Genomic DNA, 25,712 nt, shown 5'->3' on the forward strand with positions numbered 1-25,712 from the left:
AGTGGAAACCACGCAGCCCACCGCGACGGGTCTCAAGCTTGTCGCGGCAGGCCAGCAGCTGACCGTCAGGGTCCCGGGCACCAGCGCCAACCTGGGCCCGGGCTATGACAGCCTCGGCCTGGCATTGTCGATCTACGACACCCTGACTGTCGAAACGCTCAGCACCGGAGAGCTCGAGTTCGAGCTCTCCGGCGAGGGATCCGAGTCCCTCCCTCGCGATGGCAGCCACCTCGTAGTGCGTGCGCTCACCATGGCCCTGGAACGCCTCGGTTTCCGGCACAGCGGCCTCAAGATCACCGCGGACAACGTCAATCCGCACGGCCGTGGACTTGGCTCCTCGGCGTCGGCCGTGGTTGCGGCCGTTACCGCTGCCAACGCCTTGGTCCCCGAATCCGCCCAGCGCGACCGCGAATGGATCCTGCAGCTCACGAGCGAGATGGAAGGGCACCCGGACAACGTCGCACCCGCGATTTTCGGCGGACTGGCCTTGTCGTGGCAGGACAGCGAGCAGTACAGCAGTACCCGTGCGGAGGTGGTCCCGGCGGTCATCCCGATCGTGGCCGTCCCCGACTACGAACTGTCCACGGAAACCGCCCGCGGGCTGCTGCCCGCTTCCGTCGGCCACCACGCGGCAGCGATGAACGCAGGGCGTGCCGCCCTCCTGGTCCACGCCTTGACGTCCGATCCCCGTTTCCTGCTTCCCGGGACCGAGGACTACCTGCACCAGAGCTACCGCGCAGAGGCAATGCGGCCAAGTGCGGCGCTGATCAAGGCATTGCGGTCTGCGGGACATGCGGCTGTCGTTTCGGGAGCGGGTCCCACCGTTCTGGCGCTGGCCAACGGCGCGGACGAAGCCGGGGCGGTTGCCGAATTGATTAAAACGTTCACCGCGGACAACACACCGGACGTTGCGTGGCGCGTGATGACACTGGCAGTGGACGTTGAAGGTGCTAGAGTGGACTTGCACCGGCGGTAGAACCGCGGGCAGTTCCCTGACATTGGATCCCGGCTAGATGCCGTTCCCGTCTCCTACTGTGTCGAAGTCTGCCGGTGTCGTCTCCTTATCGGCCTGTCGCAGGTGCCACAGAACCCTTTCTGTTACCCGGACCGTCAGCCCGCGCCCCGCCCGCCGGAGCATCGAAGACGTATTAGTATCCGGCCCTGCTGAAACTAAACCGGCAAGACCGAAATCACGGCTGCAGATCTGAACTGCAGTCCAGAACAAATCATCGCGTCCAGCTCCAGGTCTGGACGCCGTCGAGGGGGAAGGATCCTTCGTGACAGAAACCACTGAGCTGGCTTCAGCTGTGGACACCACATCTTCTGCAGCTGAATCAACGGCCGCAACCGCTAAGAGCAGCGGCCTTGCAGGCCTCAAGCTCGCGCAGCTCCAGGCTCTCGCCAGTCAGCTGGGCATTTCGGGCGGATCCCGGATGCGCAAGGGGGACTTGGTTTCGGCTATCTCGGCCCACCGCGCCGGTGCAACCACCAGCAAGGCTCCTGCCGCGGCCAAAGCCGTGGCAGCGAAGGCCGCGCCTGCATCCCCGGAAGCCGAGACCCCTGCCGCACCTGCCGCAGCATCCACCGAAGCCGCCGCGCAGGATGGCACCCGGGCACGTGGCCGTGGCCGTAGCCGCCGCGCCACGAGCGACGGCGTTGTTGCCGCTCCCGCCGCCGCGGAAGCCGCGGACGCTCCCGCCGTCGTCGTCGAGGCTCCTGCAGCTCCTGCCGCCGAAGCAAGCGAGGCCGCCGGCGAACGCCGCCAGCCGCGCACGCGGAACCGTCGTCGTGGCGAGGCCGTTGCTCCCGTGGAGGCCGGTGAAGCCGGCGAGACCCGCGCTGCCGAGCAGCCGCAGGCCGAACAGCCCCGCACAGAACAGCGCCAGGCAGAACAGCGCCAGCCCGAGCAGCGCCAGGCCGAGCAGCGTCAGGCACAGCCGCGCCAGGGCGAACAGGCCTCGGCCGACGCCGGGGAATCCGGCCAGCGCGAACGCCGCGACAACACCCGTACGCGCCGCGAAGACACGAACGACGGCGATGACAGCGGCAACCGTCGCAATCGTCGCAATCGTCGCGACCGCAACGACCGTCCGGGTCCGCAGGACAACCGCGACAACCGTGACAACCGCGATGGAAACACCCGCAGCGACCGCTTCCGCGACCGCAACGAGCGCCGCCGGGGCCGCGGCCAGGGCCCGGACGTCGACGACGTCGAGGTCACCGAAGACGACGTCCTGCTGCCGGTTGCCGGCATCCTGGACGTACTGGAGAACTACGCGTTCATCCGCACCTCTGGCTACCTGCCCGGTGCCAACGACGTGTACGTGTCCCTCGCCCAGGTCAAGAAATACAACCTGCGCAAGGGTGACGCCGTCGTCGGCGCCATCCGCGCCCCGCGTGACGGCGAGGACCGCAACCAGCAGTCTGCGCGCCAGAAGTTCAACGCGCTCGTCCGCGTCACGTCGGTCAACGGCAAGACGCCCGAAGAGCTCAAGGACCGTGTCGAATTCGCGAAGCTCGTCCCGCTGTACCCGTCCGAGCGCCTGCGCCTCGAAACGGACCCCAAGAAGATCGGCCCGCGCGTCATCGACCTCGTGGCCCCGATCGGCAAGGGCCAGCGCGGCCTGATCGTCTCCCCGCCGAAGGCCGGTAAGACGCTCATCCTGCAGTCCATCGCGAACGCGATCACCACCAACAACCCTGAGGTCCACCTCATGATGGTGCTGGTTGACGAACGTCCCGAGGAAGTCACGGACATGCAGCGCACCGTCAAGGGCGAGGTCATTGCCTCCACCTTCGACCGTCCCGCCGACGACCACACCACGGTTGCCGAGCTTTCCATCGAGCGCGCCAAGCGACTCGTGGAAATGGGCATGGACGTGGTGGTCCTCCTGGATTCCATGACCCGCCTGGGCCGCGCCTACAACCTGGCAGCGCCGGCCTCCGGCCGTATCCTGTCCGGTGGTGTCGACTCCGCTGCGCTCTACCCGCCGAAGCGTTTCTTCGGTGCTGCGCGCAACATCGAAAACGGTGGCTCGCTCACCATCCTGGCAACCGCGCTCGTGGAGACCGGTTCCAAGATGGACGAGGTCATCTTCGAGGAGTTCAAGGGCACGGGCAACATGGAGCTCCGCCTGTCCCGCCAGCTGGCGGACAAGCGCATCTTCCCGGCCGTGGACGTCAACGCTTCGGGTACCCGTCGCGAAGAGAACCTGCTTTCGGCCGAAGAAGTCAAGATCATGTGGAAGCTGCGCCGCGTCCTGTCCGGACTCGAGACCCAGCAGAGCCTTGAACTCCTGACCAACAAGATCCGGGAGACCGGGAGCAACGTCGAGTTCCTCATGCAGGTACAGAAGACGACTCTTGGAGCCAAGTCGGATAACGACAAGTAGCTGTTTCAGGGGCGGGCGCTGGTTCGTTCGTGCGGTTGATTCCGCGCGGATGTTCAGCTCCCGCCCTTTCCCGTTGCAACGCGGGGTCACTTACGGCCCATGCCGGGGGTCAAGATGGGCCGGAAGTGACCCCGCGTCGCAGTTATTAGACTTGTAGAAGTCGAAAGAGGTTTGAAAATGTTTGAGTCCGTACAGGGATTGCTTGACGAACATGCCGCCATCCAGGCGCAGTTGAGTGATCCTGCCGTTTATGCCGACCAGGCTTTGGCCCGCAAGTTGGGGCGGCGCTCGGCCCAGTTGCAGGGCATCGTTGAGGCGTACAACCGTTGGCGCGGGCTCATGGACGATCTCGAAGCAGCCAAGGAAATGGCTTCCGAGGACGCCGAATTTGCTGCCGAGGTAGACGAAATCGAGGCGAAGCTTCCGGCAGCGCAGGAGAAACTGCGCAGGCTGCTGATCCCGCGCGATCCCGACGACGCCCGCAACGTCATCCTTGAGGTCAAGGGCGGCGAAGGCGGCGACGAAGCTGCGCTCTTCGCCGGAGACCTGCTGCGCATGTACATGCGTTACGCGGAGTCGCGCGGCTGGAAGACCGAACTCATCTCGGCCACGGAATCAGACCTGGGCGGCTACAAGGACGTCCAGATGGCCGTCAAGGGCAACTCGAACGATCCCGCAGAAGGCGTCTATGCCCGCTTGAAGTTCGAGGGCGGCGTGCACCGCGTCCAGCGCGTTCCCGTCACCGAATCGCAGGGCCGCATCCACACTTCCGCCGCCGGTGTACTCGTGCTCCCGGAAGTGGATGAGCCCGAAGAGCTCGAAATCAACCAGAACGACCTGAAGATCGACGTCTACCGGTCCTCGGGCCCCGGTGGCCAGTCCGTCAACACCACAGACTCGGCAGTCCGCATCACGCACCTCCCTACGGGCATCGTGGTGGCCATGCAGAACGAAAAATCCCAGCTGCAGAACCGCGAAGCCGGCATGCGCGTCCTCCGTGCCCGCATCCTCGCCCACCAGCAGGAGCAGATCGACGCCGAGAACTCGGCCCAGCGCAAATCCCAGATCCGTACCATGGACCGTTCCGAGCGCATCCGGACGTACAACTTCCCGGAGAACCGGATTGCCGACCACCGTACCGGCTACAAGGCCTACAACCTCGACGCCGTCATGAACGGCGACCTGGAACCGGTCATCCAGTCGGCCATCGAAATGGACGAACAGTCGCGCCTGGATGCCCTGGGCGAGTAGCAGCCTGCAAGGATCCTGATGACGCTCTTTCCGGGCCAAAGCCTCGCCGACGCCGTCCGCGAGGCAACAACCATCCTGTCCGACGCCGGAGTCCCCACTCCGCGCGTGGACGCGGAACTTCTAGCGGAACATCTCCTGGGTGTCGGCCTCGGGCGGCTACGCGCCATGTTGCTCGGTGACACCGCAGCTCCGGAAGGGTACGCGGACCTGGTGGCCGAACGGGCACAGCGCGTTCCGCTCCAGCACATCACCGGCGTCGCGCATTTCCGTTACCTCACGCTTGCCGTGGGTCCGGGCGTGTTCATTCCGCGGCCCGAAACGGAATCCGTGGTCCAGCTGGTCATCGACCACCTCCAGGGTCTCCCGCACCCCAAAGTGGTTGATCTTGGCACCGGGTCGGGTGCCATTGCCGGTTCGATTGCCCACGAAGTGCCCGGAGCCGAGGTCCACGCCGTCGAATTCAGCACCTTCGCCCACGCGTGGGCCACCAAGAACCTGAAGCCGCTCGGGGTGAAGCTCGTGCAGGGCGACCTCCGCAATGCCTTGCCCGAACACGACGGAACGTTCGACGTCGTCGTTTCCAATCCGCCCTACATCCCGGCTGAAGCCGTTCCGAACGAACCCGAAGTGGCGCTGCACGATCCGCCCGAGGCACTGTACGGCGGGGGAGCGGACGGAATGGAGCTCCCGACGGCGGCTGCGGCCTCGGCTGCCCGGCTCCTCAAGGACGGCGGCTTCTTCGTGATGGAGCACGCTGAGGTGCAGGCAGGGTGGATTTCCGAACACCTGAAGTCGGCCGGCTGCTGGACCCAGGTCACCACCCACCTCGATCTCAACGGCAAGGAACGTGCCACGAGCGCAGTGTTGGCAATCGCTGCCTCCGGGAAATGAAAGAATAACGCTGTGACCACAAGCTACAACTGCACGTCAGAGGAACAACGCGCCGAAGGCCTGGAGCATGCGCAGCGCGCCATCAGCGAGAAAAAGTGTGTCGTCATGCCGACGGACACCGTCTACGGCATTGCCGCCGACGCGTTCTCGCCGCAAGCCGTGACCATGCTGCTTGTCTCAAAGGGCCGCGGCCGCCATATGCCGCCCCCGGTGCTGATCCCGCGGATCAATGCGCTCGACGGGCTGGCGACCGATGTATCGGAAGAAGCCCGGAAACTGGCGGAAGCCTTTTGGCCCGGCGGCCTGACGCTGATCTTCCACGCCCAGCCGTCCTTGGACTGGGACCTGGGGGAGACCCGCGGAACCGTCGCTCTTCGCATGCCGGACGACGCGATTGCGCTTGAACTGCTCAACCGCACCGGGCCGCTGGCAGTGTCCTCGGCCAATCGCACCGGCCAGGCGGCCGCGCAGACAGCAGCCGAGGCAAGGACCCAGCTTGCCGAGTCGGTCGAGGTGTACCTTGAGGGCGGATTCCGGCCGGTCGAAGGAACCGGGTCCGTGCCGTCCACGATCGTCGACGCCACCGCCTTGCCGCTCCTCGTAGTGCGCGATGGTGCCATTTCCCTGGAACGCCTCCGCGAAGTCGTGCCCGGAGTGCTGGCCCTCGGAGAAACCGCGCCGGAATCTGAACCGGAGCCGGAAACCGCGCCTGAGGCCGCCGTGCAGCAGGAGACGGCGCCGGATGCGCAAGCTGAGACCCCTGCGCCTGAGACCCCTGTTCAAGCCGAGACCCCTGTTCCTGGCGAAAATGCTGTCCACACGGAGACCAGGGCCGAATGAGCCTGGTCCGGGATCGTGTTCCCCTTCTGGACGTAGACGTCACCGCCTTGTGCGCCGACGAACTTATCGAGGCCATCAGCGGGTACGTTTCGGACGGCACCACCAAGGTTATCCTCGGACACAATCTCCACAGCGTGACGTTGTTTCATTCGAGTCCGGACTTCCGTCGTCTGTATGAACGCAGCGATGTGGTGCTCATGGATGGCGCGCCGGTCGCGATGCTTTGGGGACTTGGGCACCGCGGAGGTTCACGTGACGATGCTGCCGGGTTGATGGAATACCGTTTGGGTTCCACTGACTGGGTGCCGGCGCTCGGCCGCGTCGATGGACTGCGCCGGATCGCCGTCGTCGGCGCTGGTCCCGAAGCCAACAGCAAGACAGTGGAACGCCTCCGCGACATCGTGCCCGGCGCCGTGGTATCCGGGCGCCCCGGGGAGAATTGGAACGATGCCGGCGAAGAGGCCGCCGTCGCCTGGTTGGCGGAATTCCGCCCCCAGCTCGTCCTTCTTGGCCTGGGAATGCCGCTGCAGGAATCGGTCCTCCACCGGCGCCTGGACGAGCTTCCCCCTGCCGTCTACTGCACAGTCGGCGGCGCTATCGAGCAGCTGGCCGGCCTCCAGAAGCTCGCTCCACGCTGGCTGGGCCGCCTCGGACTTGAATGGGCTTGGCGACTTGCCCTGCACCCGGGACGCGTCGCCTACCGGGTCTTCGGCGAGCCGTGGGTGCTCCTCGGCCTGCTGGTACGACGTCGGCTTTCCTCCAAGAACCGCGAGGCCGGAACACCACGCCTTTAGAACTTTTGGTCCTCCAGCGGACCGAAGCCCTTGTCCCGCAAACCCGCGGAGAACGCCCGGAACCACTCAGCGAGCCCGCGGAAGTCACCTCGGGGCAGGAAATAGCCCAGGTAGCCCCCGACGTCGGCCACCATCGACTTCCCGCGACGGTAGCGGCGGATCAAGTAACCCCGGTTGCGGTAGTAGAAGTACCGCTTGAACGCTGAATCGGGCACGATCACATGCCAGCGGGCGCCGAAGACGTGCTTTGTCTCGGAAAACGCGTGCGGGTGGGTGATCCATGCCGTAGCGACCGTGCCGAAGCGTATCCCGGCTTTCCTGAGGCGGATCATGAAGTCCACCTCGTCGCCGCGGATGAACAGCCGGATATCCGGCACTCCCACCTTGAAGAAGACGTTCGAACGGATGAGCGCCCCGTTGAAGAAGTGCCCGACGTCGGGCAGGAACCCCGCCTTTTCGACTTCGGCTCGGTCGTGGGTCACCTTGCCGTCAATCCGGAAGAAGAACGAGAGCTTGTCCGGATGCCCGGGAGCGACGACGAGCGGGACAACGGCATCCAGTCCGCGGGCCTCCGCTTCGCGAACGAGGGTTTCGAGGCATGCGGGATCGCCGGGCTCGGCGTCATCGTCCATGATCCAGACCCATTCGGCACCGCTGGCCACCGCCTTGAGGATCGCGAGGGCGAAGCCGCCCGCCCCGCCCAGGTTCGCCTCCGAGCGGACGTAGTCCACCTTCGGATGGCTCGACGCGAGCTCCCGAGAAGGGGTGGTTCCGCTGTCCACGAGGCAAATCGTGTCCACGGGCATGGACTGTTTGTTGATAGCGTCGAGCAGGACTGCTAGCTCTCCGGGGCGGTCAAAAGTCACAGCCGCAACGGCAACGGAGACAGTCATGTAGGGTTCCTTCCGGGCAGTGGCGGGGAGGTCTTCCCGGCTCGCCCTAGGGGCGCGTGAAACGGAGCAAAGCCGCCGTTGCCGCTAGTATCTTGACAGAGTCCAACTGTAGTACAGCAAATATTCGGCGGTGCGCAGAGGTGCTGCGGGTGTTGTGCCGGCAGCTAGTCGCCAGGGACAAATTCCACCACCACCGCCAACAGGAGCCGCCACGTGATCATGTATTCGCTCATGATGCTCACGGCTGCCGTCGTGTCGTATCTCGCTACGTGGGTAGCCCGCCAGATGGGTAACAAACTCCGGCTCTTTGCCCCCATCCGCAGCCGGGACATGCATTCAGTCCCGATTTCCAGGCTTGGTGGCCTGGGACTCTTCGCGGGCTTTGCCATCGCCCTCGTGGTGGCCAGCAATTCGTTCTTCGTGAAGGACATCTTCCACGGGAACAGTGCACCGTGGGGGATCCTGGCAGGTGCCCTGGTGATCGTCGCGGTCGGTGTTGCCGACGACGTGATGGACATCCGCTGGTGGGTCAAGCTGATTGGCCAATGCACGGCGGCGACGATCGTTGCGGTCTGGGGCGTGCAGATGTCCGTGGTTCCCTTTGTTCCGGAGCCCATACGGATCGAAGCGGAACCGCTGCGGATCGTCCTGACCGCACTCGCGATTGTGACCACGATGAACGCGGTCAACTTCATCGACGGACTTGACGGCCTGGCTGCCGGAGTTGCAGCCATTGGCGGCGCTGCTTTCTTCCTGACGGCGTACTGGGTCCACCGCAATGCCACGCTTACCGACCGCTCGGACCTGGCCGCGCTGCTGATGGCCATCACGGTGGGTTGTTGCATCGGGTTCCTGCCGCATAACTGGTTCCCGGCCAAAATCTTCATGGGCGACTCCGGCGCCATGCTCCTGGGCCTCGTGATGGCTTCGGCCGGTGTCGTTTCCACGGGCCAGATCAGCTCAGGGCTTTACGACCGCGCCAACGGTATTCCAACCATCGTGCCCATCCTGTTGCCGTTCGCGATCCTGTCGCTACCGTTGCTGGACCTCGGCCTTGCGGTGTTGCGGCGAACGGCACGTGGCCAATCGCCTTGGTCGGCGGACCGGGGACACTTGCACCACAAGCTCATCGAACTCGGCCACACCCACCGCACGGCGGTGCTGATGATGTACGTGTGGACCTGCATTCTGGCGTTTGGAGGCCTTGCCTTTGCCATCTTCCCGTGGCAGATGGTCCTCACGGTCGACATCGTCGCCGCGCTCATCATGGCCGCAGTGACGGCATGGCCGTACTTTGCCCGCAAAGGGCGCGCCGCCCGGTAGACGGTGTGTGACAATGGCGTTAACATCACAGTTCTATCTCATGTAGAATTCTAGGGCGGACAGTCACTCGCCCGCGCACCCACCCTTTTTGAGAATTCGGCATTTTTGCCACGACGATTGGCATCCCCATGACCTCCAACGCCGGCGGACAGCAGTCCGACTCGAGCGGCGTTGCTGCCCCCCGCTCCACCTCCTCGCTGTGGCTGCGGCTTCTTTTCCTCAGCTCGACGACGGCGGTAGCGGCCCTCGCGGCGACGTCCGTTGTCGCGGTGGTCATGAACGGTGGCTTAGGCGTGCTTTCCGCTGTATTCGGCGGGGCGCTGGTGATGGCCTTTTTTGCCATCAGCCTCCTGATCGGCCACTTCGTCGGGCGGGATAACCCTTCCGGCGCGGTCGGCCTCTTCGTTGCCAGCTACTTTGTCAAGGTCGTCGGCTTCGCGGTGGTGCTGTTCGTCTTGGGCGCCCCCGCATGGCTGCACGGACGCTGGTTCGTGATCGGCGCCGTCGTCACGGTTGTCTCGTGGCAAGCCGCCGAAATCTACGGCTTCAGCAAGGCCCGGCTCCAGCTCTACAACGACCCCGCAGCAGGCAAAGGCGGCGATGATGTTCACTCCTAGGAACAAGCGACGCTCCACCACACTCAACGCCGCAAAACCCGGCGATTCCGCTGGGCAAGCGAGCGACGGAAACGACGGCGGATACAACGCCGGCATTGCCGTCTTCAGCTACATTGTTGGCGGAATCATAGTCTGGAGTTTGATAGGCTGGGGTCTGGATAATCTGTGGGGGACTCGCTGGATTGTGCTCCTTGGCGCTCTGCTTGGAGCCGCAGGAGGGTTCTATCTTTCCCATATGCACGGCCTCACCAGTCATCGCTCGTCTTCCGGTGAGAGCAAAGCAGACAGTGGTCCGTCCCAGGACGGGAACAGTAATGCCAAATAATTTCACACGGGAAATGGCTGCAGGAAACGCGGCCGGATCCTCAACAACGCCCAATGATGGACACTGCAGAGAGGAAACGCGTTGATCGCGCTTGCGCTCCCGGCCCAGGATTCAGGGACCTTCACTCCTCCCGGAATCGACCAAATGCACCTGCCGGCTATCCTGCCGTGGGGTGCGAGCGATGGCTTCTCCAAGCAGATGTTGCTGGTGATCCTGTCGGTCGTCCTTATCGCTTCATTCTTTATCGCCGCTGCACGCAAGCAGCAGCTGGTTCCCGGCAAGTTGCAGTTCGCAGGCGAGATGGCCTACGGCTTCGTCCGCAACAGCATCGCCAAGGACATCATCGGCGGCCGCGACTTCATGAAGTACGTACCGCTCCTGTTCACGTTGTTCTTCTTCATCCTGGTGAACAACATCTACGGCGCCATTCCCGTGATCCAGCTTCCGAGCTTCTCGCACGTCGGCGGGGCCTATGTGCTGGCCGCGGTCGTATACGTCACCTGGATCGGCATCGGCATCAAGAAGAACGGCCTGAAGTACTTCAAGCTGGCCACCGTTCCTTCGGGCGTCCCGTGGTTCATCCTGCCGATCGTCGTACCGATCGAAATCATCTCCAACTTCCTGGTCCGCCCGGTCACCCACAGCCTCCGTCTCTTCGCGACCATGATGGCAGGGCACCTCATTGTCATGATCGCCGGCTCGGGTATCGAGTTCCTCGTCATGCAGGAAAACGTGCTTCTCAAGGGCGCGTCTGTGCTCGTGCTCGTTGGCGCCGTCGCCATGTACATGCTCGAAGCCCTGATCATGGTGCTGCAGGCATACGTCTTCACCCTTCTGACTGCGATCTACATCGAAGGCGCACTCCACGCCGACAGCCACTAGGCACAACCCTCAATCTTCCCCTTCGGGGGTTGAAGCAAACCAAACAACCTGCCGCGACTGCGGCATCTTGAAAGGAATACAATGAACGGCGACATCAACGGCTCCCTCAACCTCATTGGCTACGGTCTCTCCGCCATCGGCGGTGGCATCGGTGTGGGTCTCGTATTTGCTGCTTACATCAACGGTGTTGCACGTCAGCCGGAAGCCCAGCGCGTGCTCCAGCCGATCGCGTTCCTTGGTCTGGCTCTGACGGAAGCCCTCGCCATCCTCGGCCTGGTCTTCGCTTTCGTTCTCAAGTAAACCGCTAAGAACCAAGCGAACATTCAGAACCGAGTAGATAAGGACGGGTGAAACATGAATCAGCAGATCATCTCAGCCGCCGCTCAAGGTGCCGCCGAGTCGGCTAATCCGCTCGTTCCCAACGTCTGGGAAATGGGCGTCGTCTTCGCCGGCTTCGTGGTCCTCTTGTACATCGTGGTCAAGTTTGTTGTCCCGATGTTCGAGAAGACCTTTGCCGAGCGCGCAGAGGCGATTGAGGGCGGCATTGCCAAGGCTGAAAAGGCCCAGGCTGAAGCTTCTGCAGCTCTCGAAGAGTACAAGCAGCAGCTCCACGACGCCCGCGCCGAGGCCAACCGCATCCGCGAAGAAGCTCGAGCCGAAGGTGCCCAGATCCTCGCGGAGCTGAAGACCAAGGCAGCAGCCGAGTCGGCTCGCATCACCGAGCAGGCATACGCCCAGATCGAATCCGAGCGTCAGGCAGCTGTTGTCTCCCTGCGTTCCGAGGTGGGCACCCTGGCCACGACATTGGCAGAGCGCATCGTTGGCGAATCGCTCAGCGATGACGAGCGTGCCGCCCGCGTGGTGGACCGCTTCCTCGCAGATCTGGAGACCCAGAGCGCAGGTGCAGCTAAGTAATGGCAGGTGTATCGAGCGAATCGCTGACCAAGGCGCTGGAGCAGTTGGAAGCCACGCTTCCGACCGCCTCGCTGCAGTTGGCTAAGGACCTCTTCGGAATCCTGGGAACGGTGGACAGCTCGGCTGGCTTGCGCCGCGCCCTGACTGACCCCTCCCGCAGCGGAGAAGAAAAGTCGGCGCTGGTCAAGCAGCTGGTTGGCGGGAAAGTCTCCGCTGATGCTGCGGAAATCGCGAGTGGACTGGCCAGCTTGCGCTGGGCATCGGCACGCGATATCGGCGATGCACTCGAGACTCTTGCCGCCACGGTGGTCATTGCCGTGGCTGAAAACAAGTCGGCCGTTTCTGCCTCCGGAATCACGGGGCTGGAAGAGCTGGAAAACGATCTGTTTGCTTTCAACCAGATGGTTGCTTCCAGCCACGAGGTACAACGTGCTCTGGGAGAGTCGCAGGCAAGTGCTGCGGCCAAGATCGGTCTGGCGGAGAAGCTGGTTCCTGGTGCAAGCCCGGAAGCCCAGCTCCTCATCGGCCAGGCTGTGTCGCAGCCGCGCGGCGTCAAGCCGAGCAAGCTCATCGACAACTTCGCCAAGCTTGCAGCCAAGCGCCAGCAGCGCTGGATCGCAACTGTCCGCGTTACCCGTCCGTTGACGGATGCGCAGGCCAGCCGTCTGCAGGGCGGGCTTAATGCCCTCTACGGCCGCGAGCTGAAGGTCAACGTCAGCGTTGATCCGACTCTGATCGGTGGAATCCGGGTCCAGGTGGGAGACGAAGTGCTTGATGCTTCCGTTGTAGCCCGCCTGTCCGAGCTCCGCCGGCAACTCGCCGGCTAGCCGGAAAAGCACAACTTAACTGATACAAAACCCGGTCATCGTGAGCAACGATGATCACGAAAACAGGAGAGCAGGGACTGCAGATGGCCGAATTGACCATCAACGCCGACGACGTCCGTAATGCGTTGAACGAGTTCGCGGCGTCCTACGAACCCGGAAACGCAGAGCGCGTAGAGGTCGGCCGCGTGACCGCCGCAAGTGACGGCATCGCCCGTGTTGAGGGCCTTCCCTCGGTCATGGCGAACGAGCTGCTTCGCTTCGAAGACGGCACCCTGGGCTTGGCCCAGAACCTCGACGTCCGCGAAATCGGCGTCATCATCCTCGGTGACTTCACCGGCATCGAAGAAGGCCAGGAAGTCCACCGCACCGGTGAAATCCTGTCCGTCCCGGTAGGCGACGCCTTCCTGGGCCGTGTAGTTGACCCGCTGGGCCAGCCGATCGACGACCTCGGCGAGATCAAGGCCGAGACCACCCGTGCACTGGAACTCCAGGCTCCTGGCGTAACCCAGCGCAAGTCGGTCCACGAGCCCATGCAGACCGGTCTCAAGGCTATCGACGCCATGATTCCGATCGGTCGTGGCCAGCGCCAGCTGATCATCGGTGACCGCCAGACCGGCAAGACCGCAATCGCCGTGGACACCATCATCAACCAGAAGGCCAACTGGGCTTCCGGGGATGTCACCAAGCAGGTGCGCTGCGTTTACGTCGGCGTCGGCCAGAAGGCTTCCACCATCGCTGCTGTCCGCCAGACCCTTGAAGACCACGGCGCGCTGGAATACACCACCATCGTGGCTTCTCCGGCATCCGACCCGGCCGGCTTCAAGTACTTGGCTCCGTACGCCGGCTCGGCCATCGGCCAGCACTGGATGTACGGCGGCAAGCACGTCCTGGTGATCTTCGACGACCTGTCGAAGCAAGCCGAGGCCTACCGTGCAGTGTCGCTGCTGCTCCGCCGCCCGCCGGGACGCGAAGCGTACCCGGGTGACGTTTTCTACTTGCACTCCCGCCTCCTGGAGCGTTGTGCCAAGCTCTCCGACGAGCTGGGCGCAGGCTCGATGACCGGTCTTCCGATCGTCGAAACCAAGGCAAACGACGTCTCGGCCTACATTCCGACCAACGTCATCTCCATCACCGATGGCCAGATCTTCCTTCAGTCGGACCTCTTCAACGCCAACCAGCGCCCCGCTGTTGATGTCGGTGTGTCCGTGTCCCGTGTCGGTGGTGCGGCACAGGTGAAGTCCATGAAGAAGGTCTCCGGTACCTTGAAGCTGGACCTGGCCCAGTACCGCGACATGCAGGCGTTCGCGATGTTCGCGTCCGACCTGGATGCCGCTTCACGCCAGCAGCTGACCCGTGGCGCCCGCCTGATGGAACTGCTCAAGCAGGGCCAGTACTCGCCGTTCCCGGTCGAGGACCAGGTTGTATCCATCTGGGCCGGTACGAAGGGCTACTTGGACGATGTTCCGGTTGAGGATGTCAGCCGTTTCGAGTCCGAGTTCCTGGAGCACCTCAAGCACAAGTCCTCCATCCTGACCACGCTGGCGCAGACCAACGTCCTGGACGACGACACCGCTGAAGCGCTGAAGTCCTCGATCATCGACTTCAAGAAGGGCTTCTTCGGAGAAGGCGACAACCGTCTGGTTGGCGCCGGCCACGAAGAGCACGAAGCGATTTCCGGTGGCGAAGTCGACCAGGAAAAGATCGTCAAGCAGAAGCGCTAGAGCATTGGTTCCCGGGCCTGCGGTATCCGCAGGCCCGGGGCCTTCGCCAAAGCCTTAGCCGCTGATCCATCGGGATCTTAGGAAAGGAAATGTATGGGAGCCCAGATCCGGGTCTACCGCCAGAAGATCAGCTCGACGACGTCGATGCGCAAGATCTTCAAGGCGATGGAACTGATCGCTACCTCGCGCATCGGTAAGGCCCGCGCCCGCGTTGCAGCTTCGACGCCCTACGCAAACGCGATTACCCGTGCTGTTTCTGCTGTCGCAAGCCAGAGCGAAATCGATCACCCGCTAGTCACCGAGCCGGAGCAGATCCGCCGCGCCGCAGTCCTGGTCATCACCTCGGACCGTGGCTTGGCTGGCTCTTACTCCGCAAGCGTGCTCAAGAAGGCCGAAGGCCTCAACGAGCTTCTCCGGGCAGAGGGCAAGGAAGTCAAGACCTACCTGGTTGGCCGCAAGGCGCAGGCATATTTCGACTTCCGCAGCCGTTCGTACTCCCGCGTGTGGACCGGCGGAACCGACGCACCGGAATTCGAGACTGCCAAGGAAGTCGGCGCCGCTCTTCTCGAAGAGTTCGCCAACGACTTCGCCGAGGGTGGCGTGGATGAGATCCATGTCGTTTACACCCGCTTCAAGTCGATGGTGACGCAGGAACCCACGGTTGTCCGTTTGCTGCCGCTCGAAGTTGAAGAGCAGGCGGTCACTGAGTCCGAGCTTCTGCCGCTGTACGAGTTCGAACCGGAATCGGAGCAGGTGCTTGACGCACTGCTTCCGCGTTACATCGAGTCCCGCATCTTCGCAGCAATGCTGCAGGCAGCAGCTTCCGAGCTCGCCGCCCGCCAGCGCGCCATGAAGTCGGCAGGCGACAACGCGACCGAATTGATCAAGAAGTACACGCGTCTGCGCAACACGGCCCGCCAGGCTGAGATCACGCAGGAGCTTTCCGAAATCGTGGCCGGCGCCGACGCCCTGAACGCGTAGTTGCCGGTGCATGGTTCGGCGCAAGCCACACCTGCACCAAATAGATAAACTTAACCCCACGCCATCTACTGAGTGAAGTGAGAGAGATGACTGCCACCGCTACCGAGCACGCAGCCGCAACGGCCGGCGCCACCGGCCGCATTGCCCGCGTCATCGGCCCGGTTGTCGACGTCGAATTTCCGGCTGACGCAATCCCGTCGATCTACAACGCACTCACCACCGAGGTAACCCTCAACGGTGAGACCAAGACCATCACGTTCGAGACCTCCCAGCACCTGGGTGACAACCTCGTCCGTGCCATCTCCCTGCAGGCTACTGACGGACTTGTCCGCGGTACCTCCGTGCAGGACTCCGGCTCCCCGATCTCCGTGCCTGTCGGCGACGGCGTCAAGGGCCACATCTTCAACGTTCTCGGCAAGCCGCTGGACGTCGAAGAGTCCGAGATCAACGCTGACGCTTACTGGCCGATCCACCGCAAGGCTCCGTCCTTCGCGTCCCTCGAGGGCTCCACGGAGATGCTCGAGACCGGCATCAAGGTCATCGACCTCCTCACCCCGTACATCAAGGGTGGAAAGATCGGCCTGTTCGGTGGCGCCGGTGTCGGCAAGACCGTTCTGATCCAGGAAATGATCACCCGTGTGGCCCGCAACTTCGGTGGTACTTCGGTATTCGCCGGTGTTGGCGAGCGTACTCGTGAAGGCAACGACCTCTGGGTTGAAATGGAAGAGGCAGGCGTCCTCAAGGACACCGCCCTTGTTTTCGGCCAGATGGACGAACCGCCGGGAACGCGTCTGCGCGTGGCACTGTCGGCACTGACCATGGCGGAATACTTCCGCGATGTGCAGAACCAGGACGTGCTGCTCTTCATCGACAACATCTTCCGCTTCACCCAGGCCGGTTCCGAGGTCTCCACACTGCTCGGCCGCATGCCGTCCGCTGTTGGTTACCAGCCGAACCTCGCCGACGAGATGGGCCTCCTCCAGGAGCGCATCACCTCGACCAAGGGCCACTCGATCACGTCGATGCAGGCCATCTACGTGCCTGCTGATGACTACACCGACCCGGCTCCGGCAACGACCTTCGCACACCTCGACGCGACCACGGAACTTTCCCGTGAAATCGCCTCCCGTGGTCTGTACCCGGCTGTTGACCCGCTGACGTCGACGTCCCGCATCCTGGACCCGCAGTACATCGGCAAGGACCACTACAACACGGCTGTCCGCGTGAAGCAGATCCTGCAGAAGAACAAGGAACTCCAGGACATCATCGCCATCCTCGGCGTTGACGAACTGTCCGAAGAAGACAAGATCGTCGTGTCGCGTGCACGCCGCATCCAGCAGTTCCTGTCCCAGAACACCTACACCGCCAAGCAGTTCACCGGCGTCGAGGGCTCCACCGTCTCCATCAAGGACACTGTGGAAGGCTTCACGGCGATTTGCGACGGCGAGCTTGACCACATCGCAGAGCAGGCGTTCTTCAACGTCGGTGGCCTGGATGACGTCGAGCGCCAGTGGGCCAAGATCCAGGAACAGACCAAGTAGTATGGCTGAGCTCGAGGTTGAGATTGTCGCAGCGGACCACTTCGTGTGGTCCGGTGCGGCCAAGATGGTCAAGGCCCGCACCAGCGATGGTGAAATCGGGATCCTGCCGGGCCACTCGCCGCTCCTCGCCATTCTGGCCGCGGGCGAGCTGGCCATCGAGCCGGTTACCGGAGACCGCCTGGCAGTAGTTGTGGACGGCGGATTCTTCTCCGTCGACAACAACCGCGTGGTGATCGTCGCTGACAACGCCCAGTTGGGCGATTCAGCTACTGCGGGGATCCGATAGCAAGACCTTGATGGACGATTCTGCTCTTCCGTTCATCGCCTTGGCAACGGCGTTTGCGTTGCTCATCTTTACACTGTGCCTCGTCGGGGTGCGCCGCTTCAATTTGCGGCGCGCCCTGGGCACGGTCGACGCCTCCATTTGCACGGCTGGAAACAGCTGGCGGATGGGGGTTTGTCGTTATCAGGACTCGGAGCTTGAGTGGTTCCGCCTGCTGTCCCTCAGCTTCCGTCCCAAACACAGCTTCCGCCGCAGTTCCTTGGAGCTCCTTGGCCGGCGGAAGCCAACGGAGGAAGAACTGACGAGGCTCCAACCCGACGTCGTCGTCGTCGAACTCCAACATGAAGGCCAGCGGTTCATGCTGGCCATGAGATTTGATGCCTACGCCGGGCTGTCGTCCTGGCTCGAGGCCGGCCCTGTGGTGGGCGTCGGCACCTGGCGCTGAGGCCAGTGGACTTCCTCTACAACGTGAGGCTTGTTGACGGTCCGTTCTACTGGACCGTCGTTGGTGCCGGAGTTGCCGGGAGTGTCTTCCTCCTCCTGCGACGGGACCGGGGCTGGTTGCTTTCCATCGTCCTTTCGCTTGCCGCGGCGAGCGGAGTTGTCGCCGTCATCCACTGGCTGCTCGTCAATGCCCTGACCGTGTTCCCCGAGGACCTCCCCATCGATGTCCTCGTGGGGTCGACGGTTGCTTTCTCTGCGTTGGCCCTTTTCCTTTTCCGGCTCCGTGGTTCCTCGTGGCGCGGCAGGAGCGCCGCAGGGATTTCGTTCGTCTCCGTGCTGCTCCTCTCCGCGCTTCAGATCAACAGCTACTTCGGACTCAACCACACGGCTGCCGATCTCTTCGGCCACTACGTGGGACGGATCCCCGAGCTTGAGGCAGGATTCAAAAGGGGTGTTTCCGGTACCACCCCGGTGGCTGCGCTGGAGGGAGGTATTGTCCGCAGGGCGTCGATTCCCGGAATTGAATCCGGATTCACGGCCAAGGACGCTTTCATCTACCTGCCGCCGGCCTACCTGGCTCCCGACCGCAGCCAGCTACCCGTCCTGGTTCTCTTTGCCGGCCAACCGGGAAGACCCGCCGATTGGCTGACGGGCGGACTGCTGGAGCAGAACATGAATTCCTTCGCCGCACGGCACGGAGGCGTGGCACCCGTCGTCGTGGTTGTCGATCCAAACGGTTCCGATACCGCAAACACCATGTGCATGGATAGCCGGATCGCACGTGCCGACACCTACCTCGCGATCGATGTTCCGCGCTGGATCAACTCGACGCTCGAGGTTTCCGCCGATCCAAGAAAGTGGGCCGTCGGAGGGTTTTCTTTCGGTGCAACCTGCGCCGTGCAAATGACCACGCTGCATCCTGAGACCTACCCTTCCTTCATCGCCTTCTCGGGAGAGCGGGAGCCTTCGCTTGGTCCTGACCGCGGGCGGACCATCCAGACCGCATTCGGCGGCGACGCTGCAGCCTTCGACGCCCTGACGCCGTTGACCTTGATGAAGCAACGTAGCTATGACGGCCATGCCGGCTACTTCGCCGTCGGGGCCGCGGACAGCGAATTCGTCCGTTTCGCCCGCGAGCTGGCGGCGGCCGCACGCATGTCCGGGTTCGACGTCAGGCACGCTTCGGTTCCCGGAGCCGGACACTCGTGGGCCGTTGCCGTTCAAGAGCTTCCCTCGGCGATGGAATTCCTGGCCCCTCGATGGGGACTCGTTCAATGAGCACCCAGGAAGCCCAGTTGTCCAAAGAACAGGCGCCTGACTCCGAAGATGCCAGGCCCGCCCGGAAGATGGTGGCAGTCCTCGCCCGGGCCATGCTGGGCAACGTGGCTGCCCACATCGGCGCGATCCCCTTCACCGTGATTGTGCTCGCGCTGTACCTGCTCACTCCGGCGATCTTCGACCCCGATCTCGGCTACGGTCCGGATGCGCTGCGGCATCTCTCGAGCGTGAGCGGTGGGGGATTGAAGGCGGGGGACTGGTGGTCCATCTGGACATCCATGTTTTTCGCCGCAAACCCCTTTGACTACGTCATGAGCTCGTTGTTGTTCGTTGTGCTTTTGGGTGCTTCAGAGCGGAAGCTGGGGTGGTTCCGCACGGCCGTGGATTTCGTTGGCGGCCAGTTTGGGACGGTCACCGCCTTTTTGCTCGTGGTCCAGTTGGCAGCCTACGCCGGCGACGGCTGGCTGGGGCGGATGATGGATGCCGGGACCTCCGGACCGCTTCCGGCAACCCTCTTGGTCTCGATGGCGGCAAGTGGCCTCCTCCCGACTCTGTGGCGTCGGCGCCTGAGGGCGACGGTCGTATCTTTGGCGCTCCTCTTGGTCCTGTATGTAGGCGATCCATCGGCTGTCATGGCCCTGACCGGAGCGCTGCTTGGACTGGGGACCGGTCTGTGGCTCCAACTCGACCACGGCATTCAACCAAGCCACCGTGCCACCAGGCGTGAAACGCGAAACCTGCTGTCGCTCATGGTGGCGATTTTCGGCGTCGGGCCTCTGGTGGCGGGCGCCGTGAGGAGCCCGGCGGGGCCGCTGGCGCTGCTCCGCGAAATGGTCCTGAACCCTGTACCGACGCTCAACCAATTGCAGGCGAACTGCGGTGGAACCGTGGATATCAGCTGCCTGGAACTCGGACGCCAGGGCTATCCCGGGCCGGCCGGCGTCGCCCTCGCAGTGGTACCCGCGCTGCTTCTCCTGATCTGTGCGGTGGGCATGCGCCAGGGAAGGCGCTTGGCGCTGAAGATCGCCATCGGCGTGCAACTTGGCGTGGTGGCTCTGTCCTTCGCCTACCTGGTGTTGTTTGCCAGCATTCCGCATTTTCCAGGCAGGGGCCGCACCGTCGTCATGGGCTCCGCGGTGTTCCACATCCTGACCCTCGCCTTGGTTCCCCTGATCCTGGCAGTTCTGCTTTTCCTGTTCAGGGGCAATTTTGTGGTCGGCTCGAGGGCTCCGCTCCGCCGGAAGATGGCGTGGCTGGTTGGCAGTACGTGGCTCATCTTGGCGAGTGGATACACCGGGGCCTGGCTCGGCTCGGGCGGTCTGGCGCACGACGGCGGCATCCTGGGTCTCGGTGCGGAACTCGCCCGGCAGTACCTTCCCTTGCCCATACCCACGGCCTTCGGCCGCGTGTTCGCGGACCGAAGTGCCGCCGAGTCACTGCTGTTCGCGTGGTCGGGAATCATCTTCTGGCTTGTGGCACTGGCAGCGGTGTGGACGCTGCTTCTCAAACGGCAGCACGGTCCCGACGGCGATGATCCCGCTCGACTGGCGGCCAGGGATCTGGTCAAGCGGGGCGGGGAGTCGCTTTCCTGGATGGCGCTATGGGAGCCGAACAAGTTCTGGTTCACTCCCGGAAAGGACGCCGGAATTGCCTACCAGCAGCATGGAAACGTCGCACTGACCCTCGGCGGACCGTTCGGTGATCCCGCACAAGCCGCTGCCGCGACCGAGGGTTTTCTGGACTACTGCGCGCACCATGCATTGGTGCCGTGCCTCTACTCCTGCACGGAGGAATTGTGGCCGATGCTGCAATCCGCGGGATTCCGCAGAATTGCGGTCGCGCAGGAAACCCGGCTATCGATCCGCGACCTCGAATTCACGGGCAAAGCATGGCAGAACGTGCGCACGGCCAAGAACCGTGCGCTCAAGGCCGGCGTTCTGGCCCGGTGGGGGCGCTATTCGGAGTTCCCGCAGTACATTCGCTCCCAACTCAGCGAGGTGTCCGAAGAGTGGGCCGCCCGGAAAAAGGTACCCGAAATGGGCTTTACCCTGGGTTCCCTCGACGAGTTGATGGACGATGAAGTGCTGTGCTGCGTCGCCGTCGACGGCAAGGGGTTTGTCCACGGGGTCACCAGCTGGCTCCCTGTGTTTCGGGATGGCCAGGTGATCAGCTGGACATTGGACTTCATGCGGCGGCGCAGCGATGCCTTTCCCGGCCTCATGGAATTCATGATTGCCTCGGCTGTCCACCAGTTGCGGCAGGGTGTGGAGGTCATATCCCTGTCGGGCTCGCCTTTGGCGGGGGAGGCCGAGGAATTCTCCAGCGGAGAAGCCGGCATGGCGGGCATTCTGGACCTCGTCGGCAGGACCTTGGAGCCTGTTTACGGATTCCGCTCGCTGGCCCGCTTCAAATCGAGGTTTCAGCCGGAGTACCGGACTTTGTATATGTACTACCAGGACAGCCTGGAGATTCCCGCGATCGGCGCTGCCCTCAGCCGGGCATATTTGCCGGGGCTGTCCGTCCGGCAAACTGCGAGGCTTCTCCGCACCCTCGTCGCCTGAACACCAAACTGACTCGCATTTGTTGTCGTTTTGACGCGCCATAGCGACAACAAATGCGAGTTAGTTGGGAAGGGAAAAGGGGTCCCGCAGCCTGTGCGGAACCCCTTCCCTGAATCTGCCAGGCAGAATTCAAGCGGTAAAACTAGACGGCGGTGACGCCGGTGGCCTGCGGGCCCTTGGCGCCCTGACCGATCTCGAACTGAACACGCTGGTTCTCGTCGAGGGTGCGGAATCCGCCGGTCTGGATCTCGGAGTAGTGGACAAAGACGTCGCCTTCAGCGTCGTCCGGGGTAATGAAGCCGAAGCCCTTTTCAGCGTTGAACCACTTGACGGTGCCCAGTGCCATTTTTGTTTCTCCTCATTGTGGAACTTTTAAGTCCGGCACACCGCGTGCCGGCCTCGGTTACTCCGCGAGAAGACCTGGTTTTCCGTCCAAGCAAGGCTTGGTTGGCTTCGCAGGAGCTTCACGCTCGCAACACGTCTTGCGAGCATGAATCACACCTACACAAAGACTGCTACAACACTTTCATGGCCGAAACTGGAGGTCAACGGTCTGCTGGGGAATTCCGACAAATTTTAAGTAAAAAGAAGGTAACGGAAGAAAGCGCGGCCACGACAGGATCCGCCATTGGGTGCCTGCGAATTCGGCCTATGCGAGCCAATCTCCCTAAGCCAGCCAATCACCATTGCGCAATACACCCGCGAGCTGCAGTTCCTTGTCGACGACGACGAGATCGGCCCGCAGGCCGCGGCGAAGGCCGCCAAGTTCATCGGAGAGGCCGAGGACTGCGGCGGGAACCGCCGTCGCCGAGGCAACCGCGTCGGCGAGCCCGACGCCGGCCGCCACGGTGCGCCTGACGACGTCGAGCATGGTGGCGGTGCCACCCGCGATGGATCCTGTGGCATCCAAGGTAGCGACGCCGTCCGTCACGGTCACCGGCGAGGGGCCCAGCATGTAGTTTCCGTCGGAGAGCCCCGCCGCCGCCATTGAATCAGTGACGAGGACAACGTTTGAGGCGCCCACCAGCTGAAAGACGGTCACGACGGTGCTGGGGTCAAGGTGCGTGCCGTCCGCGATGAGTTCAACCACGGCCTTGCCTTCCTGGGCCGTGCGAAGGGACGCGGCCACGGGGCCAGGGGAGCGGTGGTGCATGGGAGGCATGCCGTTGAACAAGTGCGTGACAGTCGGCAGCGAGCTGATGCCGTCGAAACCGGCGGACTCCAAGCCCTCCCGCGCCGCCGTGAGGGAAGCAGCCGCCGTCGCGTCGTCGCAATCCGTGTGGCCCAAAGACGGTGTTACCCCGTGGAACGTCATCAGGTCCACGAGTGCGGCGGCGCCGGGAAGCTCGGGGGCATAGGTCATGGTGGCGAGCTTGCCGGCAGCGGCTTCAACCAGCTCGGTCATGAGGTCCAGGTCCGGCTCGAGCAGATAGGCGGGGTTCTGCGCGCCGCAGCGGGCATGCGAGAGGAAGGGGCCCTCCAAGTGGATTCCAGCCACGAGTCCTTCATCGGCCAAGCGCACGAAAAGCTCGATGCCGCGAAGCAAGTCCTCCCGGGGCGCCGTGACCATGCTGGCGAGGAGGGTGGTGGTCCCGGAGCGGTGCAGGAAATCGATGGCCTTGCGCGCCGAGGATTCATCGCCTCCGGGGAAGTCGCCCCCATTGCCGCCGTGGCAGTGGACATCCACGAATCCGGGAACGATGTACCGTTCCGCAGGGAAATCGGTCCGGGGAGTTTCCTCGAACCCTTCGAAGGCTGCCTCGTGGAATTCGGCGGCCGGTCCGGCGAAGGCGATCCGGTCGTCCTCCACCGCCACCAGGCCATCTTCGATCACCGCACCGTCGCTGACGATGGTTCCGGTAATCAGGTGGCGCACAGGCGCAGGAGAAGATGCAGGCCGGTCTGGGACAGTCATGCTTTGATTCTAGTTGCCGGGGGCCGCACGTGACCCGGGTTACCCGGGATGAAGGCCCGGACAACTAGAACAGGCGCGACTCGCTGTCGTCCACGCCACGCATGGCGTCATAGTCCAGGGTGACGCAATCGATTCCGCGGTCGTTGGCAAGCACCTTCGCCTGCGGCTTGATCTGCTGGGCGGCGAAAATGCCCCGCACCGGCGCGAGAAGCGGATCCCGGTTGAGAAGTTCGAGGTATCGCGTAAGCTGCTCGACGCCGTCGATGTCGCCGCGCCGCTTGAGTTCGACGGCGACCGTCCTGCCGTCGCCGTCCCGGGCGAGGATGTCCACCGGGCCGATGGCAGTGAAGTACTCGCGCCGGATCAGCGAATAGCCTGCACCAAGGGTTTCGATCTGCTCGGCGAGCAGTCGCTGCAGATCCGCTTCGACGCCGTCCTTGATGAGTCCGGGGTCCGTGCCGAGGTCGTGGGACGTGTCGTGGAGGTGCTCATAAATGTTGATGATGAGCCGGTCATCGGTCTTGGCAGACTGCACGGTCCACTGTTCCACCACGCCTTCTTCGACCTCGGTCTCCTCCGGCGTGGTCACTCGCAACGTAGCGGGCGGGCTCATCCAGTTCAGCGGCTTGTAGGAACCGCCGTCGGAGTGGACCAGCACGGAACCATCGGATTTGACGAGCAAAAGCCGGGTGGCAAGCGGGAGGTGGGCCTTGAGGCGGCCAACGTAATCAACGGAACAACGGGCTATGACGAGTCGCACCCGCTCCACTTTACTTCCTCTACCGCGCGCAACCAGCGACTGGGGCAGAATGGAGTCATGCCCCGCTCCAACCGCCCCCGACGCACCGAATCAGCCAAGGCAAGCTGGAAACGGACAGGCGAGTCGCCGGAACTGGATCTGGAACGTGCCCGTTCGGGCATTGCCCGCAGGGAAAGCGCCCCCGACGGCGACTGGATGGTCCGGACGATGACCGCACGGAACGCCGAGAAGACCTACGTCTGCCCCGGTTGTTCGATGGCCATCATGCCGGGAATCGCCCACTTGGTGGTGTGGTCCGAAACTCACCTCTTCGGCGATGCCGCAGGCCTGGCGGAACGCCGGCACTGGCACAACAACTGCTGGACCGGCCGAACCTACAGGTACCGCTGAGGACTGAAGCCGCAGCTCCGGCCCCTCTGCGCGTCGCACGACGGCGCCGAGCACTTAAGCTTGGAAGCATGAGTTTCGATCCTGCTTCCCTAGTCTTCAGCCAGCCGGAGTCTGCCACGGACATCAGGGCATCCACGGTATTGCCGGCGCGGCGCGAGAACGTGGAGTTCCTCACCGAGGACGGCAAATTGCTCGTGGGTGAGCTGGCATTGCCGGAATCCGGCGAGATCTCGGCGACGCTCATCACGCTGCACCCCTTGCCGACCCACGGCGGCTTCATGGATTCGCATGTCTACCGGAAGGCGTCCTATCGCCTTCCCGCGCTGGCCGGCGTCGCGGTTCTGCGCTTCAACACACGGGGGACCCATTCGCCACGAGGTACCAGCCAGGGGCAGTTCGACGAGGGAATCGGTGAACGCTACGACGTCGAGGCTGCCGTTCGCTTCGCAGTGGAGCGCGGGCTTCCGAACCGCTGGTTGGTGGGATGGTCCTTCGGCACCGAGTTGGCCTTGATGTACGGCGCCATTGAGCCCGTCGCTTCCCAGGTAGAGGGCGCCGTCCTGCTGTCCCCGCCGCTGCACCGGGCCACGGATGTGCATTTGAAGGAATGGGCTGCCTCGGGGAAACCGCTGACGGTCCTCGTTCCGGAGCACGACGACTATCTTCAGCCCGCCGAAGCCGCCGAACGATTCAGTGTGGTGCCCCAGGCCCGGGTCCTGGGGATCGACGGCGCCAAGCACTTGTGGGTCGGAGAGAAGTATGCGGCGCGGGTTTTGGACGAGATCGTCGACGACGTGACGGAAGCAGGCGCCGGACCGGAGGGCCTGCCGCGCCAATGGTCCGGTCCAGTGGCGACGGCCTAGCGGCGGTCAAGTGGCCGCCGTCCAG

26 protein-coding genes are annotated in these 25,712 nt (G+C 63.5%); 22 read left to right on the top strand and 4 right to left on the bottom strand.

The window, feature by feature from the left end; genetic code table 11:
• The first annotated feature begins 1 nt into the window (after position 1).
• The 6 genes from thrB (at position 2) to QRN45_RS02225 (ending at position 7,168) form a co-directional block, all read left to right on the top strand.
• Entirely contained in the window at positions 2-976 is a 975-nt protein-coding gene (thrB, locus tag QRN45_RS02200; protein ID WP_241707402.1) for a homoserine kinase, read from the top strand.
• Between the two features lie 301 nt (positions 977-1,277).
• Positions 1,278-3,392 (top strand): transcription termination factor Rho, encoded by a 2,115-nt coding sequence (gene rho / locus QRN45_RS02205; RefSeq protein ID WP_241707403.1) that lies wholly within the window; start codon positions 1,278-1,280, stop codon positions 3,390-3,392.
• A gap of 177 nt (positions 3,393-3,569) precedes the next feature.
• Positions 3,570-4,643, top strand: coding sequence for a peptide chain release factor 1 (gene prfA / locus QRN45_RS02210; protein WP_028264759.1), 1,074 nt, complete (start codon positions 3,570-3,572; stop codon positions 4,641-4,643).
• A gap of 18 nt (positions 4,644-4,661) precedes the next feature.
• Entirely contained in the window at positions 4,662-5,534 is an 873-nt protein-coding gene (gene prmC / locus QRN45_RS02215; protein WP_284762349.1) for a peptide chain release factor N(5)-glutamine methyltransferase, read from the top strand.
• A 12-nt stretch (positions 5,535-5,546) separates the two neighbouring features.
• Positions 5,547-6,374 carry an L-threonylcarbamoyladenylate synthase gene (locus QRN45_RS02220; RefSeq protein ID WP_284762350.1) on the top strand — a complete coding sequence of 276 codons (828 nt, stop codon included), beginning with the start codon at positions 5,547-5,549 and terminating at the stop codon, positions 6,372-6,374.
• Positions 6,371-7,168: a WecB/TagA/CpsF family glycosyltransferase gene (locus QRN45_RS02225; RefSeq protein WP_284762351.1), complete on the top strand. Its 798-nt coding sequence runs from the start codon at positions 6,371-6,373 to the stop codon at positions 7,166-7,168. The genes QRN45_RS02220 and QRN45_RS02225 overlap by 4 nt, the downstream gene beginning before the upstream one ends.
• Here QRN45_RS02225 and QRN45_RS02230 read toward each other — a convergent pair.
• Positions 7,165-8,061 carry a glycosyltransferase gene (locus QRN45_RS02230; RefSeq protein WP_078108471.1) on the bottom strand — a complete coding sequence of 299 codons (897 nt, stop codon included), beginning with the start codon at positions 8,059-8,061 and terminating at the stop codon, positions 7,165-7,167. The two genes, QRN45_RS02225 and QRN45_RS02230, sit on opposite strands and share 4 nt — an antisense overlap.
• 213 nt (positions 8,062-8,274) lie before the next feature.
• Between QRN45_RS02230 and QRN45_RS02235 the strand changes: the two genes are divergently transcribed.
• The 14 genes from QRN45_RS02235 to QRN45_RS02300 all read left to right on the top strand — a co-directional run bounded on the left by QRN45_RS02235 (position 8,275) and on the right by QRN45_RS02300 (position 21,759).
• A complete protein-coding gene (locus tag QRN45_RS02235) occupies positions 8,275-9,384 on the top strand; it encodes an MraY family glycosyltransferase (RefSeq protein ID WP_078108472.1) in 1,110 nt (369 codons plus the stop codon).
• 128 nt (positions 9,385-9,512) lie between these two features.
• Positions 9,513-10,001 (top strand): Cg1360 family ATP-synthase-associated protein, encoded by a 489-nt coding sequence (locus tag QRN45_RS02240; RefSeq protein ID WP_284762352.1) that lies wholly within the window; start codon positions 9,513-9,515, stop codon positions 9,999-10,001.
• Positions 9,988-10,326, top strand: coding sequence for a hypothetical protein (locus QRN45_RS02245; protein WP_241707406.1), 339 nt, complete (start codon positions 9,988-9,990; stop codon positions 10,324-10,326). The genes QRN45_RS02240 and QRN45_RS02245 overlap by 14 nt, the downstream gene beginning before the upstream one ends.
• 81 nt (positions 10,327-10,407) lie before the next feature.
• The gene (gene atpB / locus QRN45_RS02250) at positions 10,408-11,208 is read left to right on the top strand and encodes a F0F1 ATP synthase subunit A (RefSeq protein WP_078108475.1); all 801 of its coding nucleotides are present in this window, start codon (positions 10,408-10,410) and stop codon (positions 11,206-11,208) included.
• 81 nt (positions 11,209-11,289) lie between these two features.
• Entirely contained in the window at positions 11,290-11,508 is a 219-nt protein-coding gene (atpE, locus tag QRN45_RS02255) for an ATP synthase F0 subunit C (RefSeq protein ID WP_028264751.1), read from the top strand.
• A gap of 54 nt (positions 11,509-11,562) precedes the next feature.
• A complete protein-coding gene (locus QRN45_RS02260; RefSeq protein ID WP_241707407.1) occupies positions 11,563-12,123 on the top strand; it encodes a F0F1 ATP synthase subunit B in 561 nt (186 codons plus the stop codon).
• Complete coding sequence (locus QRN45_RS02265; RefSeq protein ID WP_241707408.1) at positions 12,123-12,950, top strand: F0F1 ATP synthase subunit delta; 828 nt, start codon at positions 12,123-12,125, stop codon at positions 12,948-12,950. The genes QRN45_RS02260 and QRN45_RS02265 overlap by 1 nt, the downstream gene beginning before the upstream one ends.
• Positions 12,951-13,033: 83 nt before the next feature.
• A complete protein-coding gene (gene atpA, locus QRN45_RS02270) occupies positions 13,034-14,671 on the top strand; it encodes a F0F1 ATP synthase subunit alpha (protein WP_078108478.1) in 1,638 nt (545 codons plus the stop codon).
• Positions 14,672-14,764: 93 nt separating this feature from the next.
• The gene (locus QRN45_RS02275; protein ID WP_078108479.1) at positions 14,765-15,652 is read left to right on the top strand and encodes a F0F1 ATP synthase subunit gamma; all 888 of its coding nucleotides are present in this window, start codon (positions 14,765-14,767) and stop codon (positions 15,650-15,652) included.
• A gap of 86 nt (positions 15,653-15,738) precedes the next feature.
• On the top strand, positions 15,739-17,193 hold the full coding sequence (gene atpD, locus QRN45_RS02280; RefSeq protein ID WP_078108480.1) for a F0F1 ATP synthase subunit beta: 1,455 nt from the start codon (positions 15,739-15,741) through the stop codon (positions 17,191-17,193).
• A gap of 1 nt (position 17,194) precedes the next feature.
• Entirely contained in the window at positions 17,195-17,479 is a 285-nt protein-coding gene (locus QRN45_RS02285) for a F0F1 ATP synthase subunit epsilon (protein ID WP_059387616.1), read from the top strand.
• A gap of 10 nt (positions 17,480-17,489) precedes the next feature.
• A complete protein-coding gene (locus QRN45_RS02290; RefSeq protein ID WP_078108481.1) occupies positions 17,490-17,921 on the top strand; it encodes a DUF2550 domain-containing protein in 432 nt (143 codons plus the stop codon).
• A gap of 5 nt (positions 17,922-17,926) precedes the next feature.
• On the top strand, positions 17,927-19,198 hold the full coding sequence (locus QRN45_RS02295) for an alpha/beta hydrolase (protein ID WP_284762356.1): 1,272 nt from the start codon (positions 17,927-17,929) through the stop codon (positions 19,196-19,198).
• A gap of 68 nt (positions 19,199-19,266) precedes the next feature.
• The gene (locus tag QRN45_RS02300; RefSeq protein ID WP_502870690.1) at positions 19,267-21,759 is read left to right on the top strand and encodes a bifunctional lysylphosphatidylglycerol flippase/synthetase MprF; all 2,493 of its coding nucleotides are present in this window, start codon (positions 19,267-19,269) and stop codon (positions 21,757-21,759) included.
• 142 nt (positions 21,760-21,901) lie between these two features.
• Here QRN45_RS02300 and QRN45_RS02305 read toward each other — a convergent pair whose 3' ends face one another.
• The 3 genes from QRN45_RS02305 to nucS all read right to left on the bottom strand — a co-directional run bounded on the left by QRN45_RS02305 (position 21,902) and on the right by nucS (position 24,434).
• Positions 21,902-22,105 (bottom strand): cold-shock protein, encoded by a 204-nt coding sequence (locus tag QRN45_RS02305; RefSeq protein ID WP_028264741.1) that lies wholly within the window; start codon positions 22,103-22,105, stop codon positions 21,902-21,904.
• 321 nt (positions 22,106-22,426) lie between these two features.
• The gene (nagA, locus tag QRN45_RS02310; protein WP_284762358.1) at positions 22,427-23,674 is read right to left on the bottom strand and encodes an N-acetylglucosamine-6-phosphate deacetylase; all 1,248 of its coding nucleotides are present in this window, start codon (positions 23,672-23,674) and stop codon (positions 22,427-22,429) included.
• A gap of 64 nt (positions 23,675-23,738) precedes the next feature.
• The gene (gene nucS / locus QRN45_RS02315; protein WP_059387620.1) at positions 23,739-24,434 is read right to left on the bottom strand and encodes an endonuclease NucS; all 696 of its coding nucleotides are present in this window, start codon (positions 24,432-24,434) and stop codon (positions 23,739-23,741) included.
• A gap of 57 nt (positions 24,435-24,491) precedes the next feature.
• Here nucS and QRN45_RS02320 point away from each other — a divergent pair, with 57 nt between their 5' ends.
• Both QRN45_RS02320 and QRN45_RS02325 read left to right on the top strand, forming a co-directional pair.
• Positions 24,492-24,824, top strand: a complete 333-nt coding sequence (locus QRN45_RS02320) for an Rv1322 family protein (protein ID WP_078108485.1) — start codon at positions 24,492-24,494, stop codon at positions 24,822-24,824.
• A 68-nt stretch (positions 24,825-24,892) separates the two neighbouring features.
• On the top strand, positions 24,893-25,687 hold the full coding sequence (locus tag QRN45_RS02325; RefSeq protein ID WP_284762359.1) for an alpha/beta hydrolase: 795 nt from the start codon (positions 24,893-24,895) through the stop codon (positions 25,685-25,687).
• Positions 25,688-25,712: the final 25 nt, after the last annotated feature.

This window comes from Arthrobacter sp. efr-133-R2A-63 (assembly GCF_030209795.1).
Taxonomy (GTDB): Bacteria; Actinomycetota; Actinomycetes; order Actinomycetales; family Micrococcaceae; genus Arthrobacter; species Arthrobacter bambusae_A.

Excerpts from the sequence above, each read along its gene's own strand:
- prfA (WP_028264759.1), top strand. The coding sequence starts at position 3,570 with ATGTTTGAGTCCGTACAGGGATTGCTTGACGAACATGCCGCCATCCAG.
- prmC (WP_284762349.1), top strand. The coding sequence starts at position 4,662 with ATGACGCTCTTTCCGGGCCAAAGCCTCGCCGACGCCGTCCGCGAGGCA.
- QRN45_RS02225 (WP_284762351.1), top strand. The coding sequence starts at position 6,371 with ATGAGCCTGGTCCGGGATCGTGTTCCCCTTCTGGACGTAGACGTCACC.
- QRN45_RS02230 (WP_078108471.1), bottom strand. The coding sequence starts at position 8,061 with ATGACTGTCTCCGTTGCCGTTGCGGCTGTGACTTTTGACCGCCCCGGA.
- QRN45_RS02240 (WP_284762352.1), top strand. The coding sequence starts at position 9,513 with ATGACCTCCAACGCCGGCGGACAGCAGTCCGACTCGAGCGGCGTTGCT.
- QRN45_RS02245 (WP_241707406.1), top strand. The coding sequence starts at position 9,988 with ATGTTCACTCCTAGGAACAAGCGACGCTCCACCACACTCAACGCCGCA.
- atpE (WP_028264751.1), top strand. The coding sequence starts at position 11,290 with ATGAACGGCGACATCAACGGCTCCCTCAACCTCATTGGCTACGGTCTC.
- QRN45_RS02260 (WP_241707407.1), top strand. The coding sequence starts at position 11,563 with ATGAATCAGCAGATCATCTCAGCCGCCGCTCAAGGTGCCGCCGAGTCG.
- QRN45_RS02265 (WP_241707408.1), top strand. The coding sequence starts at position 12,123 with ATGGCAGGTGTATCGAGCGAATCGCTGACCAAGGCGCTGGAGCAGTTG.
- atpA (WP_078108478.1), top strand. The coding sequence starts at position 13,034 with ATGGCCGAATTGACCATCAACGCCGACGACGTCCGTAATGCGTTGAAC.
- QRN45_RS02275 (WP_078108479.1), top strand. The coding sequence starts at position 14,765 with ATGGGAGCCCAGATCCGGGTCTACCGCCAGAAGATCAGCTCGACGACG.
- atpD (WP_078108480.1), top strand. The coding sequence starts at position 15,739 with ATGACTGCCACCGCTACCGAGCACGCAGCCGCAACGGCCGGCGCCACC.
- QRN45_RS02285 (WP_059387616.1), top strand. The coding sequence starts at position 17,195 with ATGGCTGAGCTCGAGGTTGAGATTGTCGCAGCGGACCACTTCGTGTGG.
- QRN45_RS02290 (WP_078108481.1), top strand. The coding sequence starts at position 17,490 with ATGGACGATTCTGCTCTTCCGTTCATCGCCTTGGCAACGGCGTTTGCG.
- QRN45_RS02300 (WP_502870690.1), top strand. The coding sequence starts at position 19,267 with ATGGTGGCAGTCCTCGCCCGGGCCATGCTGGGCAACGTGGCTGCCCAC.
- QRN45_RS02305 (WP_028264741.1), bottom strand. The coding sequence starts at position 22,105 with ATGGCACTGGGCACCGTCAAGTGGTTCAACGCTGAAAAGGGCTTCGGC.
- nagA (WP_284762358.1), bottom strand. The coding sequence starts at position 23,674 with ATGACTGTCCCAGACCGGCCTGCATCTTCTCCTGCGCCTGTGCGCCAC.
- QRN45_RS02320 (WP_078108485.1), top strand. The coding sequence starts at position 24,492 with ATGCCCCGCTCCAACCGCCCCCGACGCACCGAATCAGCCAAGGCAAGC.
- QRN45_RS02325 (WP_284762359.1), top strand. The coding sequence starts at position 24,893 with ATGAGTTTCGATCCTGCTTCCCTAGTCTTCAGCCAGCCGGAGTCTGCC.